This window comes from Streptomyces sp. NPDC052299 (assembly GCF_040679335.1).
Taxonomy (GTDB): domain Bacteria; phylum Actinomycetota; class Actinomycetes; order Streptomycetales; family Streptomycetaceae; genus Streptomyces.
This window is the reverse complement of the sequence record NZ_JBFAUP010000001.1, coordinates 393,281-414,011: the sequence shown is the minus strand read 5'-3', so window position 1 is coordinate 414,011 and position 20,731 is coordinate 393,281. Positions and strand designations below refer to the sequence as shown.

19 protein-coding genes are annotated in these 20,731 nt (G+C 69.9%); 8 read left to right on the top strand and 11 right to left on the bottom strand.

Annotation, left to right across the window (positions count from 1 at the left end):
* Positions 1-62: 62 nt before the first annotated feature.
* Positions 63-584 (bottom strand): DUF2617 family protein, encoded by a 522-nt coding sequence (locus AB0L33_RS01930; protein WP_365677141.1) that lies wholly within the window; start codon positions 582-584, stop codon positions 63-65.
* Between the two features lie 338 nt (positions 585-922).
* Positions 923-1,225, bottom strand: a complete 303-nt coding sequence (locus tag AB0L33_RS01925; protein WP_365677140.1) for a hypothetical protein — start codon at positions 1,223-1,225, stop codon at positions 923-925.
* A gap of 136 nt (positions 1,226-1,361) precedes the next feature.
* On the opposite strand from AB0L33_RS01925, the gene AB0L33_RS01920 reads away from it, so the two are divergent.
* Positions 1,362-2,540, top strand: a complete 1,179-nt coding sequence (locus AB0L33_RS01920) for a pyridoxal phosphate-dependent aminotransferase (RefSeq protein WP_365677139.1) — start codon at positions 1,362-1,364, stop codon at positions 2,538-2,540.
* A 69-nt stretch (positions 2,541-2,609) separates the two neighbouring features.
* Here the strand turns inward: AB0L33_RS01920 and AB0L33_RS01915 are convergent, their stop codons facing one another.
* From AB0L33_RS01915 to clpB, 3 genes are all read right to left on the bottom strand, one after another.
* Positions 2,610-3,170 (bottom strand): YbjN domain-containing protein, encoded by a 561-nt coding sequence (locus AB0L33_RS01915; RefSeq protein ID WP_365677138.1) that lies wholly within the window; start codon positions 3,168-3,170, stop codon positions 2,610-2,612.
* An 80-nt stretch (positions 3,171-3,250) separates the two neighbouring features.
* Positions 3,251-4,516, bottom strand: coding sequence for an MFS transporter (locus AB0L33_RS01910; RefSeq protein ID WP_365677137.1), 1,266 nt, complete (start codon positions 4,514-4,516; stop codon positions 3,251-3,253).
* A 316-nt stretch (positions 4,517-4,832) separates the two neighbouring features.
* Positions 4,833-7,427 (bottom strand): ATP-dependent chaperone ClpB, encoded by a 2,595-nt coding sequence (clpB, locus tag AB0L33_RS01905; protein WP_365677136.1) that lies wholly within the window; start codon positions 7,425-7,427, stop codon positions 4,833-4,835.
* Between the two features lie 226 nt (positions 7,428-7,653).
* Between clpB and AB0L33_RS01900 the strand changes: the two genes are divergently transcribed.
* Complete coding sequence (locus AB0L33_RS01900) at positions 7,654-8,058, top strand: TIGR03618 family F420-dependent PPOX class oxidoreductase (RefSeq protein WP_018102084.1); 405 nt, start codon at positions 7,654-7,656, stop codon at positions 8,056-8,058.
* A 104-nt stretch (positions 8,059-8,162) separates the two neighbouring features.
* Here AB0L33_RS01900 and AB0L33_RS01895 read toward each other — a convergent pair whose 3' ends face one another.
* Both AB0L33_RS01895 and AB0L33_RS01890 read right to left on the bottom strand, forming a co-directional pair.
* On the bottom strand, positions 8,163-8,483 hold the full coding sequence (locus tag AB0L33_RS01895) for a hypothetical protein (protein WP_018102083.1): 321 nt from the start codon (positions 8,481-8,483) through the stop codon (positions 8,163-8,165).
* A 1-nt stretch (position 8,484) separates the two neighbouring features.
* Complete coding sequence (locus tag AB0L33_RS01890; protein ID WP_365677135.1) at positions 8,485-8,742, bottom strand: hypothetical protein; 258 nt, start codon at positions 8,740-8,742, stop codon at positions 8,485-8,487.
* An 83-nt stretch (positions 8,743-8,825) separates the two neighbouring features.
* On the opposite strand from AB0L33_RS01890, the gene AB0L33_RS01885 reads away from it, so the two are divergent.
* The 3 genes from AB0L33_RS01885 to AB0L33_RS01875 all read left to right on the top strand — a co-directional run bounded on the left by AB0L33_RS01885 (position 8,826) and on the right by AB0L33_RS01875 (position 12,021).
* Positions 8,826-9,836, top strand: a complete 1,011-nt coding sequence (locus AB0L33_RS01885) for a helix-turn-helix transcriptional regulator (protein ID WP_365677134.1) — start codon at positions 8,826-8,828, stop codon at positions 9,834-9,836.
* A gap of 188 nt (positions 9,837-10,024) precedes the next feature.
* Positions 10,025-11,002 carry a LuxR C-terminal-related transcriptional regulator gene (locus AB0L33_RS01880; RefSeq protein ID WP_365677133.1) on the top strand — a complete coding sequence of 326 codons (978 nt, stop codon included), beginning with the start codon at positions 10,025-10,027 and terminating at the stop codon, positions 11,000-11,002.
* Positions 10,999-12,021: a LuxR C-terminal-related transcriptional regulator gene (locus AB0L33_RS01875; protein WP_365677132.1), complete on the top strand. Its 1,023-nt coding sequence runs from the start codon at positions 10,999-11,001 to the stop codon at positions 12,019-12,021. Before AB0L33_RS01880 ends, AB0L33_RS01875 begins: the two co-directional genes overlap by 4 nt.
* 21 nt (positions 12,022-12,042) lie before the next feature.
* Here AB0L33_RS01875 and AB0L33_RS01870 read toward each other — a convergent pair whose 3' ends face one another.
* From AB0L33_RS01870 to dnaK, 4 genes are all read right to left on the bottom strand, one after another.
* Entirely contained in the window at positions 12,043-12,489 is a 447-nt protein-coding gene (locus tag AB0L33_RS01870) for a helix-turn-helix domain-containing protein (protein WP_018522258.1), read from the bottom strand.
* A gap of 1 nt (position 12,490) precedes the next feature.
* Positions 12,491-13,675: a molecular chaperone DnaJ gene (gene dnaJ / locus AB0L33_RS01865; protein ID WP_365677131.1), complete on the bottom strand. Its 1,185-nt coding sequence runs from the start codon at positions 13,673-13,675 to the stop codon at positions 12,491-12,493.
* Positions 13,676-13,807: 132 nt separating this feature from the next.
* Positions 13,808-14,458, bottom strand: a complete 651-nt coding sequence (grpE, locus tag AB0L33_RS01860; RefSeq protein ID WP_365677130.1) for a nucleotide exchange factor GrpE — start codon at positions 14,456-14,458, stop codon at positions 13,808-13,810.
* Positions 14,455-16,302: a molecular chaperone DnaK gene (dnaK, locus tag AB0L33_RS01855; protein ID WP_365677129.1), complete on the bottom strand. Its 1,848-nt coding sequence runs from the start codon at positions 16,300-16,302 to the stop codon at positions 14,455-14,457. Before dnaK ends, grpE begins: the two co-directional genes overlap by 4 nt.
* A gap of 249 nt (positions 16,303-16,551) precedes the next feature.
* Between dnaK and AB0L33_RS01850 the strand changes: the two genes are divergently transcribed.
* The 3 genes from AB0L33_RS01850 to AB0L33_RS01840 all read left to right on the top strand — a co-directional run bounded on the left by AB0L33_RS01850 (position 16,552) and on the right by AB0L33_RS01840 (position 20,688).
* On the top strand, positions 16,552-17,163 hold the full coding sequence (locus AB0L33_RS01850; protein ID WP_365677128.1) for a sugar transferase: 612 nt from the start codon (positions 16,552-16,554) through the stop codon (positions 17,161-17,163).
* Between the two features lie 137 nt (positions 17,164-17,300).
* Positions 17,301-19,568, top strand: a complete 2,268-nt coding sequence (locus AB0L33_RS01845; RefSeq protein ID WP_365677127.1) for a (Fe-S)-binding protein — start codon at positions 17,301-17,303, stop codon at positions 19,566-19,568.
* Positions 19,569-19,764: 196 nt separating this feature from the next.
* Positions 19,765-20,688 carry a Yip1 family protein gene (locus AB0L33_RS01840; protein ID WP_365677126.1) on the top strand — a complete coding sequence of 308 codons (924 nt, stop codon included), beginning with the start codon at positions 19,765-19,767 and terminating at the stop codon, positions 20,686-20,688.
* The last annotated feature ends 43 nt before the right edge of the window (positions 20,689-20,731 follow it).

Here is a 20,731-nt window from a genome sequence, read left to right as displayed (position 1 = left end):
TCGCTCGCTGCTTGTCACCCACAAGGGTGCATCTGGCGCACTCGAGGCGCGGCGGGCGTGCGTCACAGCGCCACGGCGGGCATACGCACGCCCACCCGGGTCCGCGTCACGACGAGCTGCCCCTCCTGGGGGTACGCGTGCCAGGTGCGCCACCGCACCTGGCCCTCGGTCCGCTGGGCGAGCATGGCCGTGAAGGCGTGCGGGCTGCCCGGAAACGTTCCGGCGAGACCGTGCGGGTGGTCGGAGACGAGCGCCAGCAACTCCTGCGCGCGCCCCGCGAAGGAGCCCGCGTTCAGCGTCTCGACGCGTGCCGCGAACTCGTACTCCCAGCCACCGATCCGCTTGGCGACGCCCAGCGGCAGCGGGGTGCTGCTGCCGGGCATACAGGCGACGGTCTCGGAACAGCTGCCCTGCTCCTCCTCCAGGAGCACCTGGTGGGAGGCGCCGAGCAGCCGCAGCTGCATGGTGGCGCCCGCGAGTTCGAGGTCGAGGACGGCCAGCGCCGGGAGCGGTTCGCGCCCCAGCGCCCAGGCCAGATCGGCGGCACGGGTATCGGAATAGGCCGTATGGAGGGTCGTGAGCATGGGTCGGCTCCGCAAACACGCATGGACACATGGACAGGGGACGCCCCCGCGTCGTGCGCGTGGGAGGTGGGAAGCGCCCGATCAGGTCCAACTGGGGTCCGAGGGCTGAATGTTCTCTCCAACGAGGGAATCACGAACTACGCCGCACTCACAGCGTTTTTGCCCAACTTGCCGGGGTTTCCCTCCCGCTCGGGGGGCTTCCCGCTCACCTGTTCACCGCAGACCCATGAGAGACCCCAACAAAAAGGAGCCCGGCGGGACTTGGCGCGTGCACCGCGCGTCCCGCCGGGCCCCCGGGCGTGTGCGCCGACACGCCCTCGCGGACCAACTGCCCCGTGTCAGCTGCCTCCGCCGCACCCGCCGCCCCCGCCGCAGGAGGACCCCCCACCGCAGGAGGACCCACCGCCGCAGGAGTGGCCGCCCGAGTGCCCACCGCCACCGGAGTGCCCGCCTCCGCTGCCGCAGGACGAGCCGCCGCCGCTGTCCCCCGCCCACCAGCTGCCCCCGGCGGCCGAGCCGCCCGCCGTACCGCGCCGCCTGCTGCGCGCCGGCGTACGCCCCCGTCCACCGGCCCCCGCCAGCATCGCGACGAGGACCACGACCAGCACGACCAGAATCAGTCCGACCAGCACACCGCCCATGACCTCACGTCCTTCCTCTCCCCCGAAGCGAGGCCCCCCGCTCCGCGCCCTTCCGGCGTGCAGGGGAGATGCCCCCGCCGCCGTACGGCCAAAGCAGACTTGAGCAAGTCCAGAGCTTGCGCGCAGGATGGCGGCCATGACACACGGACGACCGCTGCTCAACCGCCGCCTCGCCGAGTTCGGCACGACGATCTTCGCGGAGATGTCCGCGCTGGCCGTCCGCACCGGAGCCATCAATCTCGGCCAGGGTTTCCCGGACACCGACGGCCCCGAGGAGGTCCGCGAGGCTGCTGTCCGCGCCCTGCGGGAGGGCAAGGGAAACCAGTACCCGCCCGGCCCCGGCGTCCCCGAGCTGCGCACCGCGATCAGCGGGCACCAGCAGCGGCGCTACGGCCTGGCGTACGACCCCGACACGGAGGTGCTGGTCACCGCGGGCGCCACCGAGGCCATCGCCGCCTCGCTCCTGGCGCTCCTGGAGCCCGGCGACGAGGTCATCGCGCTGGAGCCGTACTACGACTCGTACGCCGCCTGCATCGCGATGGCGGGCGCGACGCGCGTTCCCGTCACACTGCGTCCCGACACCTCCACCGGCACCTACCGGCTGGATCTGGACGAACTGCGCGCGGCGGTCACGCGCCGTACCCGGCTGCTGCTGATCAACACCCCGCACAACCCGACCGGCACGGTGCTGGGCCGCGAGGAGCTGGGGGCCATCGCCGAACTGGCCCGCGAGCACGACCTCCTGGTCGTCACCGACGAGGTCTACGAACACCTGGTCTTCGAGGGCGAACACCTGCCGCTGGCCGGCTTCCCCGGCATGCGCGACCGCACGGTCACCATCTCGTCGGCCGGCAAGACGTTCTCGTACACCGGCTGGAAGGTCGGCTGGGTCACCGGCAGCGCCGAACTGGTGACGGCGGTGCGCTCGGCGAAGCAGTATCTGACGTACGTCTCCGGCGGCCCGCTCCAGTACGCCGTCGCCGAGGCGCTGCGCCTGCCCGACAGCTTCTACGAGGAGCTGCGGGCGGACCTGCGCGCCAAGCGGGACCTGCTCTGCGCGGGCCTCGCCGAGGCCGGATTCGCGGTCCACCGCCCGGCGGGGACCTACTTCGTCACCACCGACATCCGCCCGCTCGACGCGGCCGGCGACGGCATCGCGTTCTGCCGGGCACTGCCGGAGCGCTGCGGCGTGGTGGCCGTCCCCAACGCCGTCTTCTACGACCACCGCGACCAGGGCGCCCCCTTCGTCCGCTTCACGTTCTGCAAACGCACGGACGTGCTCCAGGAGGCCGTTTCCCGGCTGAAGCGGCTCTGACGCGTGATGCGTGTGAAGAGGCCCGGCGCGGGTTCCCCGGCCGGGCCTCTTCACGCGCGCGGAGACGACTCAGGCGTCCGGAGCGGACTCCTCCGTGCCGTCCTCGGACTTCTGCTCGGCCGGGGCCAGGCCCAGCCGCTCCAGGAGCCACTTGTCGAACTCGATGGAGGCGCGCACCCAGCTGACCGTCGAGGAGACGAAGTGCTCCAGGGAGACACCGGTGCCGATGAGCATCTGCGCCTCACCGATCAGGCGGACCGAGGGGCCGGTCTCCTCGCCCTCCTCGGGCTCGTGGGTGTGCGTGTAGACCTTGGGCCACAGGGTGCGGCGGTTCCAGTCGTCGATCGCGTCGAGGAGGACCGGGCGCTGGTCCGTGGCGTGCGGGCGGTCGTAGAACGTACGGACCGAGAAGACCTGCTGCTCGCCCTCGCCGCGGAACATGAAGTACGTGCGGAATTCCTCCCACGGAGCGGCGAGGTCGCCCTCGTCGTCAACGACGTACTTCAGCTCCATCTGGTCCAGCAGCTGCTTGACGAGGTCCTGGTCAGGGACGACGGGGCCCTCCGGTCCTGCCGGCTGCGGTTCGGGCTGAGCCCCGAAGTGAGGAATCGAGGACGGGTCGATAGACATTGCTGGTACTCCTGTGGATCTCGTGGTTTCCTGCCGACGACCCTAACCGCGTTTGGCCGTCGCGGCGTAGACCGCCCGGGCTACGCCTTCTCCGGAATCATCCGTGCCCCGGCGCCCCGCACCCGGGTCCAGGCCACAGCGGCCAGGAGGGCACACACAACCCCCAGGAGCCCGGCGGCCCCGATGGTGGTCGCCGGGGAGCCGGTCAGCTCGGTCACGGCGCCCCCGGACGCGACACCGACGCCCTGCATGGCGATCATCCCCGACCGGGCGAGCCCCAGCGCCTGGCCCCGTCGGTCGGCCGGGGTCAGCAGGACGAAGGTGGCCCCGGCGGTGACCTGATACGCCGAGCACACCCCGGCGACGAACAGCAGGAGCATGGCTACTTCCGTACTGGGACCGAGCAGGTAGCCGACCAGCGGCAGATTCGCGGCGACGGCCAGCGGGCCCAGCAACCGACGCCGGGTCTCGTCCCCGATCCCCGGCCGTACGAGCACGGCCGCGCCCAGCACCATGCCCGCCGGATGCGAGGCCAGTAGCAGCCCCACCGCGTAGGCCCCGCCGCCGGCCTCGTCCGCGAATGGGGCGGCCAGCCCCTCCGGCAGGACGACGAAGCCTGCGAGCCAGCCCATGACGAGCAGCGAGCGGAGCCTGCGGTCCGACCAGATCAGTGCGGCGGCGGCGCCGACCTGCGCGCCGATCTTCACCGTCCGGGCCTCGGCGCTCGCGACGGGGCGGGCCTTCACCCCGAATCTGATCAGGGCGGCCGAGAGCAGGAAGGTCGCCGCGTTCACCGCCAGCGAGCGGCTGCTGCCCAGCCACGCGACGAGCAGGCCGCCCCCGGCGAATCCCACCAACTGGCCGGCCTGATGGGTGATCTGCATGATCCGCTGGCCGCGCTCGTAGCGCTCGACGCCGAGCAAGGTGGGCAGCATCGCGCCCTGGGCCGCGCTGAACGGCGCCTCGGCCAGCTGCGCCAGCACCAGCAGTCCGGCGAGCAGCGGCAGCGGCATGCCCGGCAACGCCATCAGTCCGACCAGCACCACCCGGATGAGATCGCAGGTGACCATGACCGTGCGCCGGGGAAACCGGTCCGCGAGGCCGGAGAGCAGTACTCCGGACAGCAGGGCCGGCAGGGTGGTCAGGGCGTAGGTCGCCGCAGTCCATCCCGGCGATTCCGTACGCTCGAAAACAAGCAACGACAACGCCACGCGAGCCAGCTGGTCGCCCAGGATCGACTGAGCATAAGCAGACCAAAGGGTACGGAATTCGCCAAGGTGAAAGAGATTGTCAGATCTGGACTTCTTGGGCCCGTTTTTTATCTCATCGCCTATCCGCTCGTTCATGCGCGCACGCTACCGGTCACCCGATTCGAGCTCTAACCCCTGCGGTGGGAAGACTGCCGCAGGTGAAGCGAGGTGTCCTGTTCATGCGTGCAGGCCAGGCCGCACGGCGTGACTCCGCGCCCCGAACTCCCTTGCCAGAAGGGGTGCGAGAGGGCCTGCGACCGTTCCTCGGGAGGAGTTTGACCCACCCAGGGCGAGCTCGGCCTTTGGCTCAATACCGATGCTGAAAAAGTGGATCACACGAGCGGGAATGTGACACCCGACTTCTCGGGCGTCACATTCCCGGCTCCCGGCCGAACACCTGCCGGCTGTTCTCTCAGCTCGCCGCTCCGACGATCAGGCCGTCCTCGAAGCGGTCCACGCGGACCGTGTCGCCGTCCCTGATCTCGCCCGCCAGGATCTCCTTGGCGAGCCGGTCGCCGATCGCCGTCTGGATGAGGCGGCGCAGCGGCCGGGCACCGTACGCCGGGTCGTTGCCCTCCTCGGCCAGCCAGGCCAGGGCCTCCGGGGTGACGTCCAGGGTGAGCCGCCGGTCGGCCAGGCGCCTCGCGAGCCGGTCGATCTGGAGGCCCGCGATGTGCGCCAGCTCGTCGCCGGACAGCGCGGAGAAGACCACCAGGTCGTCCAGCCGGTTCAGGAACTCCGGCTTGAAGGAGGCCCGGACGACCTCCAGGACCTGGCGCTTCTTCTCCTCCGGTTTGGTCAGCGGATCGGTCAGGTACTGGCTGCCGAGGTTGGACGTCAGGATGAGGATGGTGTTCCGGAAGTCCACCGTCCGGCCCTGTCCGTCGGTGAGCCGGCCGTCGTCCAGGACCTGGAGCAGGATGTCGAAGACCTCGGGGTGGGCCTTCTCGACCTCGTCCAGCAGGACGACGGTGTACGGGCGGCGGCGGACCGCCTCCGTGAGCTGGCCGCCCTCCTCGTAACCGACGTATCCGGGCGGTGCGCCGACCAGCCGGGCGACGCTGTGCTTCTCGCTGTACTCGCTCATGTCGATGCGGACCATGGCCCGCTCGTCGTCGAAGAGGAAGTCCGCGAGGGCCTTCGCCAGCTCGGTCTTGCCGACCCCGGTCGGGCCGAGGAACAGGAACGAGCCGGTCGGGCGGTCGGGGTCGGCGATGCCGGCACGGGTGCGGCGCACGGCGTCCGAGACGGCCTGCACGGCCTCGGTCTGCCCGATCAGGCGCTTGCCCAGCTCCGACTCCATGCGCAGCAGCTTCTGCGTCTCGCCCTCCAGGAGGCGGCCGGCCGGGATGCCGGTCCAGGCGCCCACGACGTCCGCGATGTCGTCCGGCCCGACCTCCTCCTTGACCAGGGTCTCCTTGGGCTCGCGGGCGGCCTCCTGCTCCGCCTCGTCGGCCTCGGCCAGCTCGCGTTCCAGGCCGGGGATCTCCCCGTACAGCAGCTTCGACGCGGTGTCGAAGTCGCCGTCGCGCTGGGCGCGTTCGGCCTGGCCGCGCAGGTCGTCCAGGCGTTCCTTGAGCTCACCGACCCGGTTGAGGCCCTGCTTCTCCTTCTCCCAGCGGGCGTTGAGGCCGCGCAGCTCCTCCTCCTTGTCGGCGAGGTCGCGGCGCAGCTTCTCCAGGCGCTGCTTGGAGGCGGCGTCGGTCTCGTTCCTGAGGGCCAGCTCCTCCATGTGCAACCGGTCGACGGAGCGCTGAAGCTCGTCGATCTCGACGGGCGAGGAGTCGATCTCCATGCGCAGCCGCGAGGCCGCCTCGTCCACCAGGTCGATGGCCTTGTCGGGCAGGAAGCGGGAGGTGATGTAGCGGTCGGACAGGGTCGCGGCGGCGACCAGCGAGGCGTCCGCGATCTGGACCTTGTGGTGGGCCTCGTAACGCCCCTTGAGACCGCGGAGGATCGCGATCGTGTCCTCGACGGACGGCTCGGCGACCAGCACCTGCTGGAAGCGGCGCTCCAGGGCGGGGTCCTTCTCGATCCGCTCGCGGTATTCGTCCAGCGTGGTCGCGCCGACCATCCGCAGCTCGCCGCGGGCCAGCATCGGCTTGAGCATGTTGCCCGCGTCCATCGCGGAGTCGCCGCCGGCGCCCGCGCCCACGACGGTGTGCAGCTCGTCGATGAACGTGATGATCTGGCCGTCGCTCTCCTTGATCTCGGAGAGGACGGTCTTCAGGCGCTCCTCGAACTCGCCGCGGTATTTCGCACCCGCGACCATGGCGCCGAGGTCGAGCGAGACGAGCCGCTTGTCCTTGAGGGATTCGGGGACGTCGCCCTTCACGATGCGCTGGGCGAGCCCTTCGACCACGGCGGTCTTGCCGACGCCCGGCTCACCGATGAGCACCGGGTTGTTCTTGGTGCGCCGCGAGAGCACCTGCACGACGCGGCGGATCTCCTGGTCCCGGCCGATGACCGGGTCGAGCTTGCCCTCGCGCGCGGCGGCGGTGAAGTCCGTGCCGAATTTCTCCAGGGCCTTGTACTGGCCCTCCGGGTCGGGAGTGGTCACCCGGCGCCCTCCCCTGCTCTTCTCGAACGCGTCCAGCAGCTTCTTCGCACTGGCCCCCTGCCCGTCGAGGATCTCACCGGCACGGCCGCCCTTCGCGGCGATCCCGATCAGCAGGTGCTCGGTGGAGACGTAGTCGTCGCCCAGCTCCTTGGCGCGCTGCGCGGCGTCCGCGATGACGGCGAGCAGCTCGCGGTTGGGCTGGGGCGGCGCGACCGTCGACCCGGTCACGCTGGGCTGCGCGGCCAGGAGCCGTTCCGTCTCGGTGCGTACGGCGATCTGGTCGGCCTCGACGGCGGCCAGCAGATCGACCAGATTCTCATTGTCCTCGCCCGAGAGCAGCGCCAGCAGCAGATGCCCCGGGGTCAGATCGGGGTGCCCGTCCTTCACGGCCCTGCTGGTGGCCGCGTTGATGGCGTCCCTGCTCCTGTTGGTCAGCTCGGCGTCCACGTGCGCTGTCTCCTCCTCGCGATGACGAGTCCGTTCCTCTTACTGACACGGTCAACGTGTACAAAGTTGAGTCTATTCCACTCAAGGCTGGCCGCGCCCAAAGTTGAGCGCATTCCACTCAAGGCGAACGCGCCGCGCGCCTTCTGCCGCGCCCCTTCTTCCGAGTGAACCGGCCCCTGCGGGCACCCGCCACCGCAGGCCGTTCCCGCCCGCATACGCTGGGCCCATGGCAGTCGACGTACACCAGCCGAGCCCCGAATACCTCGCGTTCTGGCGCGAGAGCCACGTGTGCACGCTCACCACGCCCCGCCCCGACGGCACCCCGCACGTGGTCCCGGTGTGCGTGACGTACGACCCCGAGGCCGGCCTCGCCCGGGTCATCACCAACAAGCACAGCCGCAAGGTGGCCAACATCCTGGCGGCGGGCCCGGACGGCGCCCGGGTCGCGGCGTGCCAGGTGCACCGCCGCCGCTGGGCGACCCTGGAGGGCGTGGCCCGGATCAGCACGGACCCGGAGCGCGTCGCGGAAGCCGTACGCCGTCACACGGAGCGCTACGACCGGGTGCCCTCGCCCAACCCGGACCGGGTCGTCATCGAGATCACCCTCGACCGGGCGCTCGGCCGCGGCTGAACACGCGGCGCCGGGAGCAGCACAACGGCGCCACCGTGTTCAGGTCACGGTGGCGCCGTTGTGTGGGGGAAGTGACTGAGCGACGTGGAACGACGGGGGATCGCTCAGGCACTGTGGGGGGTGGCGGCAATGGTTTCTGGTTCGAACAGCTGATGGTCACGCTGCGCGAGATTCACGAAGATCATGTCGTACCGGATGGCACAGCGCACCGGCTGCGGCGCGCCCCGCGGCTTGCGCAGGCACCGGTAGGCGCGGACTTCGCCGTCGTCCTCGCGGGCGACGACGACCGGGTCGCCGAACAGGGTGACCATCAACGAGTCACCACGGTGGGGCAGCGCCGTGACGAGGTCGATGAAATGCCACCCTGACCGGTAGGCGGTCGCCATCTCACGCCTGAAGGTGCGGTCGTCCGGCGGGGTGGTCATGTCAGGCGCCCGCCTGGACCGGCAGCGAATTCCAGCTGATCTCGGCCGGCGCGACCGACGCCGGGGCGATCCAGCTGATCTCGCCGGATGAGTCAACAGCCTCGACACTCCAGCTGATCTCGCTGGGGCCGACGGGCTTTTCAGCACCCGTACCGATGCCGCCGGCGCCACCCAGAACGCCGTAGCCCAGGCCAGCGACGAACGAGGCGGCAAGCGCCGAGCGAAGCATTCGCTTATACATAGTCAGCTTCGTCCTCACTTGTGGATTCTTCTCCCCCGCACCAAAGACGATGTCTCACCTGGGCACACGAACACCACTGAGTCGATGCATCATGTTCCTGCATGTTCAGGAACCTGGGGGGTGCGGATATGACCACAAGCGACGCAAAGGGGATACATCGCCACGGGATCACTGATCTCTGTACCGACGGACGCCGTCTTTACGCCAGTGCGTTGCGCTCCGGTCGCATCTCCCGGGCGGAAGCGACTTCGGCTCCTTGCCTGATGGACTTCGCTCTCCTCCACCCGGACCCCGACGATCCGGACTGGCTGCGCCCGCTCCCACCGTCCACGGCGCTCGCCCAGCGCCTCCACCCCATCGAACGCGAGATCCAGGAGCATCGCCGCCGCTCCCTCGAATTGACCGAGTCATTCGAGCCATTCATGGACATCAGCGCCCAGGTACCCCCTACCACGCACGCCATTACCGTGCTGGAGGGAAAGCACCGGATCAATGCCGCCCTCGACCTGGCCACTGCGGAGTGTCGCACGGAGGTCCTCACGGTCCAGCCGGGAGGCGACCGCGGCGAAGACCGGCTCCGGGAGGGACTGGAGCGCGCTCTCCTGGTCGTGCACCGAGGGGTGAGCATGCGGACCCTGTACCAGCACACCGTGCGGCACAGTCAGGGAACGCTTGCCTACGCCGAGCGACTGGCCGACGGCAAGGTGGAGATACGCACGCTTGAGGAACTCATCGCCCGGCTGATCATCTTCGACCGGACGGTCGCCTTCATTCCCGCGCGCAGCGACGATCAAGTCGCCCTGGAATTGCGCCACCCAGGACTGGTCGATTACCTGATCACGGTCTTCGAACAGCTCTGGAACCGCGCGTCTCCCCTCCTGGGTGAGCTTCCGTACACCCCAGCTCCCAAAGGGATCAGCGGTGTTCAGCGCTCCATCGCCCAACTGCTCGTAGAGGGACACGTGGACGAGGCCATCGCCCGTCGCCTGGGCATGAACGTCCGTACCTGCCGAGCCCACGTGGCCAAACTGTCCGTCATCCTCGGCAGCACCAGCCGCGCCCAACTCGGCTATCTGATCGCCCGGTCAGGAATCCTGGACCAGGATTCCTGACCGGCGGCCGGCCCCAAAGATCCCCGCCCCCCGGGCCGGGCGGGCGGGCCACGCAATGGGGGAGAGCATGGCCACGCCCTTGATCGGCCGGGGGAGTTCCCGGCTCCCCCGACACCTCCACACTGGCCCGGGAACTAGGCTGGCACCACCGTCATCTTGCTGCACTGCCAAAAGTGGGGGGGTCACGAATGGGCAGGGACGAGGACAAATCGCATCAGCCGCACGGCGATCTCGAACTGTGCGAAGCCGGTGTCGGGACGTACACCGAAGCGCTCCGAGCGGGGCGGCTCCCCCGCTCCGAGCTCGAATCCGCCCCCTGCCTCACCAAGTTGGCGCTTGTCCACCCCGACCCTCACGACGATGGCTGGATCCAGCCGGTGCCACCGTCCTCGGCTCTCGCCCACCTGCTGCAGCCCGTCACCCGGGAGATCCACGAACGCATCAGACTCGCCGCCGCCCTGGCCGACTCCCTGGCGCCCCTGACCTCCGTCGCCAGCACCGACCCGAACCTCGCCATCACCGTCCTCGAAGGCATCCCGTTGATCGAGGCGGCCATCCAGAACGCCACGGACGGTGCACGGATCGAGGTCCTGACCCTGCAGCCCAGCGGCACCCGGCCCGTGGACCAGCTCAAGAAGGCACTGAGCCGAGGGCTGTCCATGGCCGAACGCGGCGTGACTCTACGCCACATCTATCAGCACCCGGCTCGCTACAGCCCGGCCATCAAGACCTACCTGGACGACATGCCGTCGTCCGCCCTCCAGGTGCGCACCATCGAGCAGACGGTCGAGCGCCTTTTCGTCTTCGACCGCACCGTCGCCTTCATCCCGGCCAACCCCGAACGCGACGTCGCCCTGGAGATCCGCCACCCTGCCCTCGTGCGCTACCTGATCCAGGTGTACGAGGTGCTGTGGGCCCAGGCCAAGCCGCTGACGGCACCCCTTCAGGCGCCCGCGCACGACACCCCGATCACCGCCACTCAACTGAGCGTCGCCCGCCTCCTCGTCGAGGGGAGCACCGACCAGATCGTGGCCCGCAAGCTCGGCATCAGCGTCCGCACCTGCCGCGCCCACATCGCCAAACTCATGCACACCCTCAACGCCACCAGCCGCACCCACCTCGGCGCCCTCCTCATCCAGTCCGGCATCGTGGAACCGACTCGGTGACGGCACCCCACGAGCACGGTCACGGCGTGGGCGTGCTGTGCGAGGAGGCGGTGGGCCTCTACACGCAGGCCCTGACGCAGGGCCGCGTGTCCCGGTCCGCGGCCGAAGAAGTCCCTTGTCTGGCCCAGCACGCCCTGCTCGCCGCCGACCCCCGCGACCGCGCGTCGCTGCGCCCCGTACCGCCCACGGCCGCCCTCGCGCAGCTGCTTCACCCGCTGGCCCGGGACCTCCTGGACCAGGTGCGTACCGCCGACCTGTTGGCCAGGACGCTGGGCACGCTGAGCGCGCTCGCCGACGAGCCCGCGGATCTCGCCATCAGGGTCGTCGCCGGGCAGTCCGCCATCCAGGCGGCCATCGACGCCTCCCTGCACGACGCACACGACGAGGTCCTCACCGTCCAGCCCGGCAGCACCCGCTCGCCGGAGATCGTCCGGATTGCCCTGGCCAGCACGCTGCCGGTCGTCAGGCGGAACGTCCGGCTGCGCCACATCTACCAGCACTCGGCACGTTACGGTCCCGGGCTCAAGGGGTATCTGGCCCAACTGCCCAGCGGACTCCTCCAGGTCCGCACGATGGAGCGCGCGACCGACCGCCTGATGATCTTCGACCGCAAGGTCGCCTACCTCCCCGCCACCCCCGACCGCAGCGCCGCCCTGGAGATCCGCCACCCCACCCTCGTGCGCTACCTCGCCGGCCTCTACGAAACGCTCTGGGCCGGAGCCACCCCCTTCGGCGATCCCCTCCCCACCGCACCCCCCGGCGCCCCCGTCACCGCCGTCCAGCAGAGCATCGCCCGCCTCCTCGCCGACGGCTGCACCGACCAGACCGCCGCCGAACGACTCGGCATCAGCGTCCGCACCTGCCGCGCCCACATCGCCAAACTCATGCACACCCTCAACGCCACCAGCCGCACCCACCTCGGCGCCCTCCTCATCCAGTCCGGCGTCGTGGAAGGCCCCACCGGCCCCGTGCCGCCGGAATACGCGAAACGGCCCGCCACACCCGGAAGTCCGGGGTGACGGGCCGCCTGGCGCGCGGGGTCAGTCCTTGGGGCGCTTGGGGCGCCAGACCACCAGGGCGCTGGTCTGCTGCACGTCCTGGTACGGGACCAGGTCGCGCCGGTACGACGCGTGGACCTGGGCCTCGCGCTGCTGCATGGCCGCCGCGGCTCCGTCCACGGCCGCCGAGAGTTCGGCGACGCGCTGCTGGAGCGCCGCGACCTGGTTCTCCAGTTCGATGATGCGCTTGATGCCGGCGAGGTTGATGCCCTCGTCCTGCGACAGCTGCTGCACCGTACGCAGCAGCTCGATGTCGCGGGCCGAGTAGCGCCGGCCGCGTCCGGCCGTCCGGTCGGGCGAGACCAGGCCGAGGCGGTCGTACTGGCGCAGTGTCTGCGGATGCAGGCCCGACAGCTGGGCCGCGATCGAGATCACGTACACCGGGGACTCGTCGGTCAGTTCGTAAGGATTACGCCGTCGGCCGTCCACCTCAAGCTCCCTTCGCCGCCTGGAACAACTCCGCCCTGGGGTCATGCCCCGCGGTCGCCTTGCGGTATGCCTCCAGCGCGTCCCGGGCCTCGGTACCGAGGTCGGTGGGCACGGTCACCTCGACGGTGACCAGGAGGTCTCCTCGGGTGCCGTCCTTGCGGACCGCGCCCTTGCCACGGGCCCGCATCGTACGCCCATTCGGCGTACCGGCCGGTAGCTTGAGCGTCACGGAGGGGCCGCCGAGCGTCGGCACCTTCACCTCGCCCCCGAGCGCCGCCTCCGTGAAGGTGACGGGCACCGTGACGGTGAGGTTGTCGCCCTTGCGGCCGAAGACCGGGTGGGCGTCGACGTGCACCACGACGTACAGATCGCCCGCCGGCCCGCCGCGCTCGCCCGGGGCGCCCTTGCCGCGCAGCCGGATGCGCTGCCCGTCCGAGACGCCCGGCGGAATCCGCACCTGCATGGTCTTCGAGGAGCGGGCCCGGCCGCTGCCCTTGCAGACGTCGCACGGGTCCTGGGCGATGAGGCCGCGGCCCTTGCAGTCCACGCACGGGTCGGTCAGCGAGAAGCCGCCACCGCTGCCGCGCGAGACCTGACCGGTGCCGACGCAGGTCGGGCAGACCCTGGGGGTGCCGTTCTTGTCGCCGGTGCCGGAACACGCCTTGCAGGGGGCCTGGCTGGACATCCGGAGCGGGACCGTGGCCCCGTCGACCGCCTCGGTGAAACTGAGGGTCACCTCGGACTCGATGTCCTGGCCGCGCCGCGGCTGCACCCGCGTACCGGCACCGCCGCCACGGTTGAAGAGGCCGCCGAACACGTCGCCGAGGCCCCCTCCGCCGAAGCCGCCGGCGCCGCCCTGGCCCCCGCCCTGGGCGCCTCCGAAGAGGTCTCCCAGGTCGAAGTTGAAGTTGCCCTGGGCGCCGCCGGGCCCGGCGCGGAAGCCGCCGTTGCCGAAGAGGGCGCGCGCCTCGTCGTACTCCTTGCGCCTCTTGGTGTCACCGAGGACGTCATTCGCCTCGGAGATCTCCTTGAAGCGCTCCTCCGCCTTGTCGTCGCCCTTGTTGGCGTCCGGGTGGAACTCGCGGGCGAGCTTCCGGTACGCCTTCTTGATCTCGGCGTCGGTGGCGTCCTTGGGGACGCCGAGAACCTTGTAGTAGTCCTTCTCGACGAAGTCCTTCGTACTCATCGACGTCCCTCCTTCCGGACGACCGGCCGGGAGCCCCCCGTCCGGGCGGCGCCGGGCCCGCAGGCCCTGGCACCGGCCGGACGGGAGGCCCTGGTGGCCAGGCGGTGTGCTGCCAGGTGATCGGACGGAATGTCAGACCTCCTCGCCGCCACCGCTCTCCTCGTCGTCTGCCTTCTCTTCCTTCGCGGCCGCGGGGGCCGCCCCCGGCTGGGGCTCGGCGACCGCCACCCGCGCGGGGCGGATGGTGCGCTCGCCGATCCGGTAACCGGGCTGCAGGATCGCCACGCAGGTCGTCTCCGTGACGTCCGGCGCGTAGCTGTGCATCAGGGCCTCGTGGACCGTCGGGTCGAAGGGCTCGCCCTCCTTGCCGAACTGCTGGAGGCCCAGCTTCGCGACGACCGTCTCCAGCGATTCGGCCACCGACTTGAACCCGCCCACGAGCTCGCCGTGCTCCCGGGCCCGGCCGACGTCGTCCAGGACGGGCAGCAGCTCGGACAGGAGGTTCGCGACGGCGATCTCCTTGACCGTGACCCGGTCCCGCTCCACACGGCGGCGGTAGTTCTGGTATTCGGCCTGAAGCCGCTGGAGGTCGCCGGTGCGCTCGTTGAGCGCCGTGCGGGCCTGGTCCAGCTGCGCGGTCAGGGCCGTGGTCTCGTTCGCGTCCCCGGCCGGGGCCGCCGCCTCCTCCTCGGAGGGGGTGGCGGCCTTCGGCTCGGCGTCGTCAGAGGTGGCGCCGGAGGGGACGTCGGGCTTCTCCTCGAAGCCCGGAGTCTCCTCGGTCACGCCGCACCGCCCTTGGAGTCCTTCTCGTCGTCCACGATCTCGGCGTCGACGACGTCGTCCTGGGCCTGCTCGGCACCCGGCTGCGCGTCACCCTGCGGGGCGCCCTCGGCCTGGGCGTTGGCGTACATCGCCTGGCCCAGCTTCTGGGAGACGGCCGCGACCTTCTCGGTGGCCGTGCGGATCTCGGCGGAGTCCTCGCCCTTGAGCTTCTCCTTCAGCTCGCTGACCGCGGTCTCGACCTCCGTCTTCACGTCGGCCGGGACCTTGTCCTCGTTGTCCTTGAGGAACTTCTCGGTCTGGTAGACGAGCTGCTCGCCCTGGTTGCGCGACTCGGCGGCCTCGCGGCGGGCGTGGTCCTCCTCCGCGTACTTCTCGGCCTCCTCGCGCATCCGGTTGACCTCGTCCTTCGGCAGCGAGGAGCCGCCGGTGACGGTCATCTTCTGCTCCTTGCCGGTGCCGAGGTCCTTGGCCGTCACGTGCATGATGCCGTTGGCGTCGATGTCGAAGGAGACCTCGATCTGCGGCACACCGCGCGGGGCCGGCGGCAGACCGGTCAGCTCGAACATCCCGAGCTTCTTGTTGTACGCCGCGATCTCGCGCTCACCCTGGTAGACCTGGATCTGCACGGACGGCTGGTTGTCCTCGGCCGTCGTGAAGATCTCGGACCGCTTGGTCGGGATCGTGGTGTTGCGCTCGATGAGCTTGGTCATGATGCCGCCCTTGGTCTCGATGCCGAGGGACAGCGGGGTGACGTCGAGGAGCAGGACGTCCTTGACCTCGCCCTTGAGGACACCGGCCTGGAGCGAGGCGCCGATGGCGACGACCTCGTCCGGGTTCACACCCTTGTTGGCCTCCTGGCCGCCGGTCAGCTCCTTGACGAGCTCGGCGACGGCCGGCATGCGGGTGGAGCCACCGACGAGAACGACGTGGTCGATCTCGGAGAGCTGGATGCCCGCGTCCTTGATGACGTTGTGGAACGGGGTCTTGCAGCGGTCCAGGAGGTCCGCGGTGAGCTGCTGGAACTGCGAGCGCGTGAGCTTCTCGTCCAGGTGCAGCGGGCCCTCGGCCGACGCCGTGATGTACGGCAGGTTGATCGTGGTCTCCGTCGAGGAGGACAGCTCGATCTTCGCCTTCTCCGCGGCCTCGCGGAGACGCTGGAGAGCCATCTTGTCCTTGGACAGGTCCACGCCGTGCCCGTTGGCGAACTGCTTCACCAGGTAGTCGACGACGCGCTGGTCCCAGTCGTCACCACCGAGGTGGTTGTCACCGTTGGTGGCCTTCACCTCGACCACGCCGTCGCCGATCTCCAGGAGCGACACGTCGAAGGTGCCGCCACCGAGGTCGAAGACGAGGATCGTCTGGTCGTCCTTGTCGAGCCCGTACGCCAGCGCGGCGGCGGTCGGCTCGTTGACGATGCGCAGGACGTTCAGGCCCGCGATCTCGCCGGCCTCCTTGGTCGCCTGGCGCTCGGAGTCGTTGAAGTACGCCGGAACGGTGATCACCGCGTCGGTGACCTTCTCGCCCAGGTAGGACTCCGCGTCGCGCTTCAGCTTCTGCAGGATGAAGGCGCTCATCTGCTGCGGGTTGAAGCTCTTGCCGTCCAGGTCGATCTTCCAGTCAGTGCCCATGTGGCGCTTGACGGAGCGGATGGTCCTGTCGACGTTGGTCACAGCCTGGCGCTTGGCGACCTCGCCGACCAGCACCTCGCCGTTCTTCGCGAAGGCGACGACGGACGGCGTGGTCCTGGCGCCCTCTGCGTTGGTGATGACGGTGGGCTCGCCGCCTTCGAGAACGCTGACGACGGAGTTAGTCGTGCCCAGGTCGATGCCGACCGCACGTGCCATTTCGATTCCTCCAACTGACTACTTGAGTGGATCTGACTCAAGGATGCACGACTCCCCTGCCGGAGTCAACAGACCTGAGTCGGCACGACTCAACTTAGGTGCTCCCCATGCGCGCCATCGGCGACACCTGGCGCCTCATGCGCCGCACAGCCCTCCCCCATCATGGCCGCATGGGATCGTTCTGTCACAAAATGCCGCGAGCAGCGCAAAAGCGGCATTCGATCCGCCGATTGCAGGCAGGTGCGAACGATGCGTAAGCAGAGACAGTGGGGAAGAAGAGGACGACCCCGGCCGCCCCTCCGGCTCCCCCGCCCGACCGCCAAACGCACCCTCGACCTGCTCCTCGGCTCGACCCTGCTGCTCCTCGCCTCCCCCTTACTGGCCGCCGCCGCCCTGGCGCTGGCCGCGCGGGGCCGGCGCGTGACGCGACACTCCGCGCGCACCGGCCTGCACGGGGCCCCCTTGGTCCTGCGCTCGCTGGACACCCGGCGGCTGAAGCTGGACGTGATCTCGCGCCTGCACCACGTGGTGCGCGGCGAGCTCTCCCTCGTCGGACCCGCACCGCTCGCCCCGGGCGACGCGCGGAACGGCACCGGGGGCGCCCGGCGCTGGCGTCAGGAACTCAAGCCCGGACTGACCGGTCTGGCCCAGGTGCGGCACCGGTCGGCGATGCCGTGGGACGAGGCGGACCTGCTGGACCAGCACTACGCCGAGCACCAGGGGCTGCGACTGGACCTCGCGGTCCTCGCCGAGGCCGTACGCGCACCCCTGCGCGAGGCGGCCGGCACCCTGCCGTGGCCCGGCAAGGCACGCCTGAGCGACACAGATCACCGCCTGCCCGGCTACAGCACGGCGGAATAAGTGGGTAGTGTCGGCACAGACTGATTAAGTTACTGCTTAGTAGTAGCGATACTCGTAGTTCCGGTGGTCACTGGAAGACGCAGTACTCGCTAGTAGACGCTGGATCGATCCCACCTCGCAGGCCCGAGGAGCCCCCAATGCAACTCGCCGCGATCATCGTGTCGCTGGTGCTGACCGTGGTCGGCGTTGCGCTCGTCGCGCGAGCCGTCGCGCAGATCTACCGGTTCGTCACGCTCGGACAGCCGGTCCCGGCCGGCAGCCGCACCGACTCCGTGAAACAGCGCACGATCACCCTGGCCAAGGAGTTCGTCGGCCACACCAGGATGAACCGATGGGGCGTCATCGGCGTCGCCCACTGGTTCGTCGCCGTCGGCTTCCTGACCCTGGGCCTGACCATCGTCACGGCGTACGGTCAGCTGTTCAAGGCCGACTGGGTCCTGCCCGTCCTCGGCGGCTGGCTGCCGTACGAGGTGTACACGGAGTTCATCGCGCTCGCGACCACCGTGGGCATCGTCGTCCTCATCGCCATCCGCCAGCTGAACCTGCCCTCCCGGGCCGGCCGCAAGTCGCGTTTCGCGGGTTCGAAGATGGGCCAGGCGTACTTCGTCGAGGCCGTCATCCTCGTCATCGGCCTCGCGATCATGACGCTCCGCGGCCTCGAGGGCGCGCTGCACCACGTCGACGGCTACGAGGCCGCGTACTTCGCCTCGTACCCGCTGGTCGCGGCGTTCAAGGGGCTCGGCCTCGGCACGCTCCAGAACCTGGTCTACCTCACCGCCATGATCAAGCTCGGGGTCACCATGACCTGGGCGATCACCGTCGGGCTCAACACCAACATGGGTGTCGCCTGGCACCGCTTCCTGGCCTTCCCGAACATCTGGTTCAAGCGGAACGCCGACGGCGCGGTCGCGCTCGGCGCCCTGCAGCCGATGACCACGGGCGGCAAGGAGATCGACTGGGAGGACCCGGCCGACGACGCCGTGTTCGGCGTCTCCCAGGTCGAGCAGTTCTCCTGGAAGGGCATCCTCGACTTCTCCACCTGCACCGAGTGCGGCCGATGCCAGTCGCAGTGCCCCGCCTGGAACACCGGCAAGCCCCTCTCGCCGAAGCTCCTGATCATGTCCCTGCGCGACCACGCGCACGCCAAGGCCCCGTACCTGCTGGCCGGCGGCGGCAAAGACATGGAGGGCGAGGAGAAGGCGACCGAGGAGCAGCTGAAGGACGTTCCCGCGGCCGCCCTCGCGGAGGCCGAGCGCCCGCTGATCGGCACGGCCGAGGAGAACGGCGTCATCGACCCGGACGTCCTCTGGTCCTGCACCACCTGCGGCGCCTGCGTGGAGCAGTGCCCGGTCGACATCGAGCACGTCGACCACATCGTCGACATGCGCCGCTACCAGGTGATGATCGAGTCGGCGTTCCCGTCCGAGGCGGGGACCATGCTCAAGAACCTGGAGAAGAAGGGCAACCCCTGGGGGCTCGCCAAGAAGCAGCGCGTCGAGTGGACCAAGGAGGTCGACTTCGAGGTCCCGATCGTCGGCAAGGACGTCGAGGACCTCACCGAGGTCGACTACCTCTACTGGGTCGGCTGCGCCGGCGCCCTGGAGGACCGTGCCAAGAAGACCACCAAGGCCTTCGCGGAGCTGCTGCACATCGCGGGCGTCAAGTTCGCGATCATGGGCGGCGACGAGAAGTGCACCGGTGACTCGGCCCGCCGCCTCGGCAACGAGCCGCTGTTCCAGCAGCTCGGCGCGGAGAACGTGGCGATGCTGAACATGGCCTTCGGCGAGGACGACGAGGACGACTCGACCAAGAAGGCCAAGGCCGCGAAGAAGATCGTCGCGACCTGCCCGCACTGCTTCAACACGATCGCGAACGAGTACCCGCAGCTCGGCGGCGAGTACGAGGTCATCCACCACACGCAGCTGCTCCAGCACCTCGTCGACGAGGGCAAGCTGATCCCGGTGACCCCGGTCGAGGGCCTGATCACGTACCACGACCCCTGCTACCTGGGCCGTCACAACAAGATCTACACGCCCCCGCGCGAGATCATCGCGAAGGTGCCGGGCCTCCGGAACGAGGAGATGCACCGCCACAAGGAGCGCGGCTTCTGCTGCGGCGCCGGTGGTGCCCGGATGTGGATGGAGGAGCGGATCGGCAAGCGCATCAACAACGAGCGCGTGGACGAGGCCCTCTCCCTCAACCCGGACATCGTCTCGACGGCCTGCCCGTTCTGCCTGGTCATGCTGACCGACTCGGTCAACGGCAAGAAGAACGACGGCAAGGCGAAGGAGTCCGTCCAGGTGGTGGACGTCTCCCAGCTGCTGCTCGACTCCGTGAAGACCCCGGCGGACCCGGCGGGCGACCCGGAGACGGCGGACGAACCGGAGCCGGAACCGGCGAAGTAGCCGGACCGGCGTCACGGCGCGGTGAAGCGGTCGGACCTGCCTCGGGGGCAGGACCGGCCGCTTCCGCGTTTCGCCCCCGGGAGGGTGGGGAAGGCCCCCCGGGGTTCCCTTAGGGGATGTCACAGCTGGGCGTCAAAGGCCCGTACTTCCCCGGCCCCGGGCCCCCGCAACCGGCGAACCGGGTACGTTCGATGACGTGGCTGGATTCAGGATCGGACGCGGCCGGGACAACCGCACCCCGCAGCAAGGGCAACAGCAACCGCGGCAGCAGCCGTACGGCAATCAGGCACCGCCGCCGCCGTACGGGCAGCAGCAATGGCCGCCGTCGGGAGGACAGGGCGCCCCGCACCACGCCGCACCGGGCTACCACGGCGGGCACCCGGGCGGCTACGCCGGCGCCGGCCCGGACGAGCCGGAGTACTTCGGCGACCCGGCGCCGTACCCGTATCCCCAGGGCGCCCACCACGGCGACCCGTACGCGAACAATCCGGGCCACACGCAGGCGTTCCGCGTGGACGAGGAGCCGTACAGCGACGGCAGCGCCTACCGCGCCGGCCACGCTCCCGCGGCGCCCATAGGCCCGCGGCTGCACTGGAAGCAGCTGCTGAGCGGCATCGTGACGCGTCCCGGCCCGACGTTCTGGCAGATGCGCGACTACACGGTCTGGGGCCCCGCCCTGACCGTGACGTTCCTCTACGGCCTCCTGGCGCTCTTCGGCTTCGACCAGGCCCGCGACGACGCCATCCACTCCCCCGTCTCCACCGCCGTGCCCTACGTGATCCTCACCGGCGTCTGCTTCGTGCTCGGCGGCCTGGTGCTGGGCGCGGTCACCCACACGCTGGCCCGCCAGCTCGGCGGCGACGGCGCGTGGCAGCCGACGGTGGGCCTGTCCATGCTGATCATGTCGATCACGGACGTGCCGCGCCTGGTCTTCGCGATGTTCCTGGGCGGCGAGAACGCGCTGGTCGTCATCCTCGGCTGGGTCACCTGGCTGGCCGCCGCGGCGCTCCTCACCTCGATGGTGAGCAAGTCGCACGACCTCCCGTGGCCCAAGGCGCTCGGCGCGTCGGCGATCCAGCTGCTGGCGCTGGTCTCGATCCTGAAGCTCGGCACGATCTGACGACCGCGCGGTGACAGCAAAAAGGGCCCCGGGGTGACCGGGG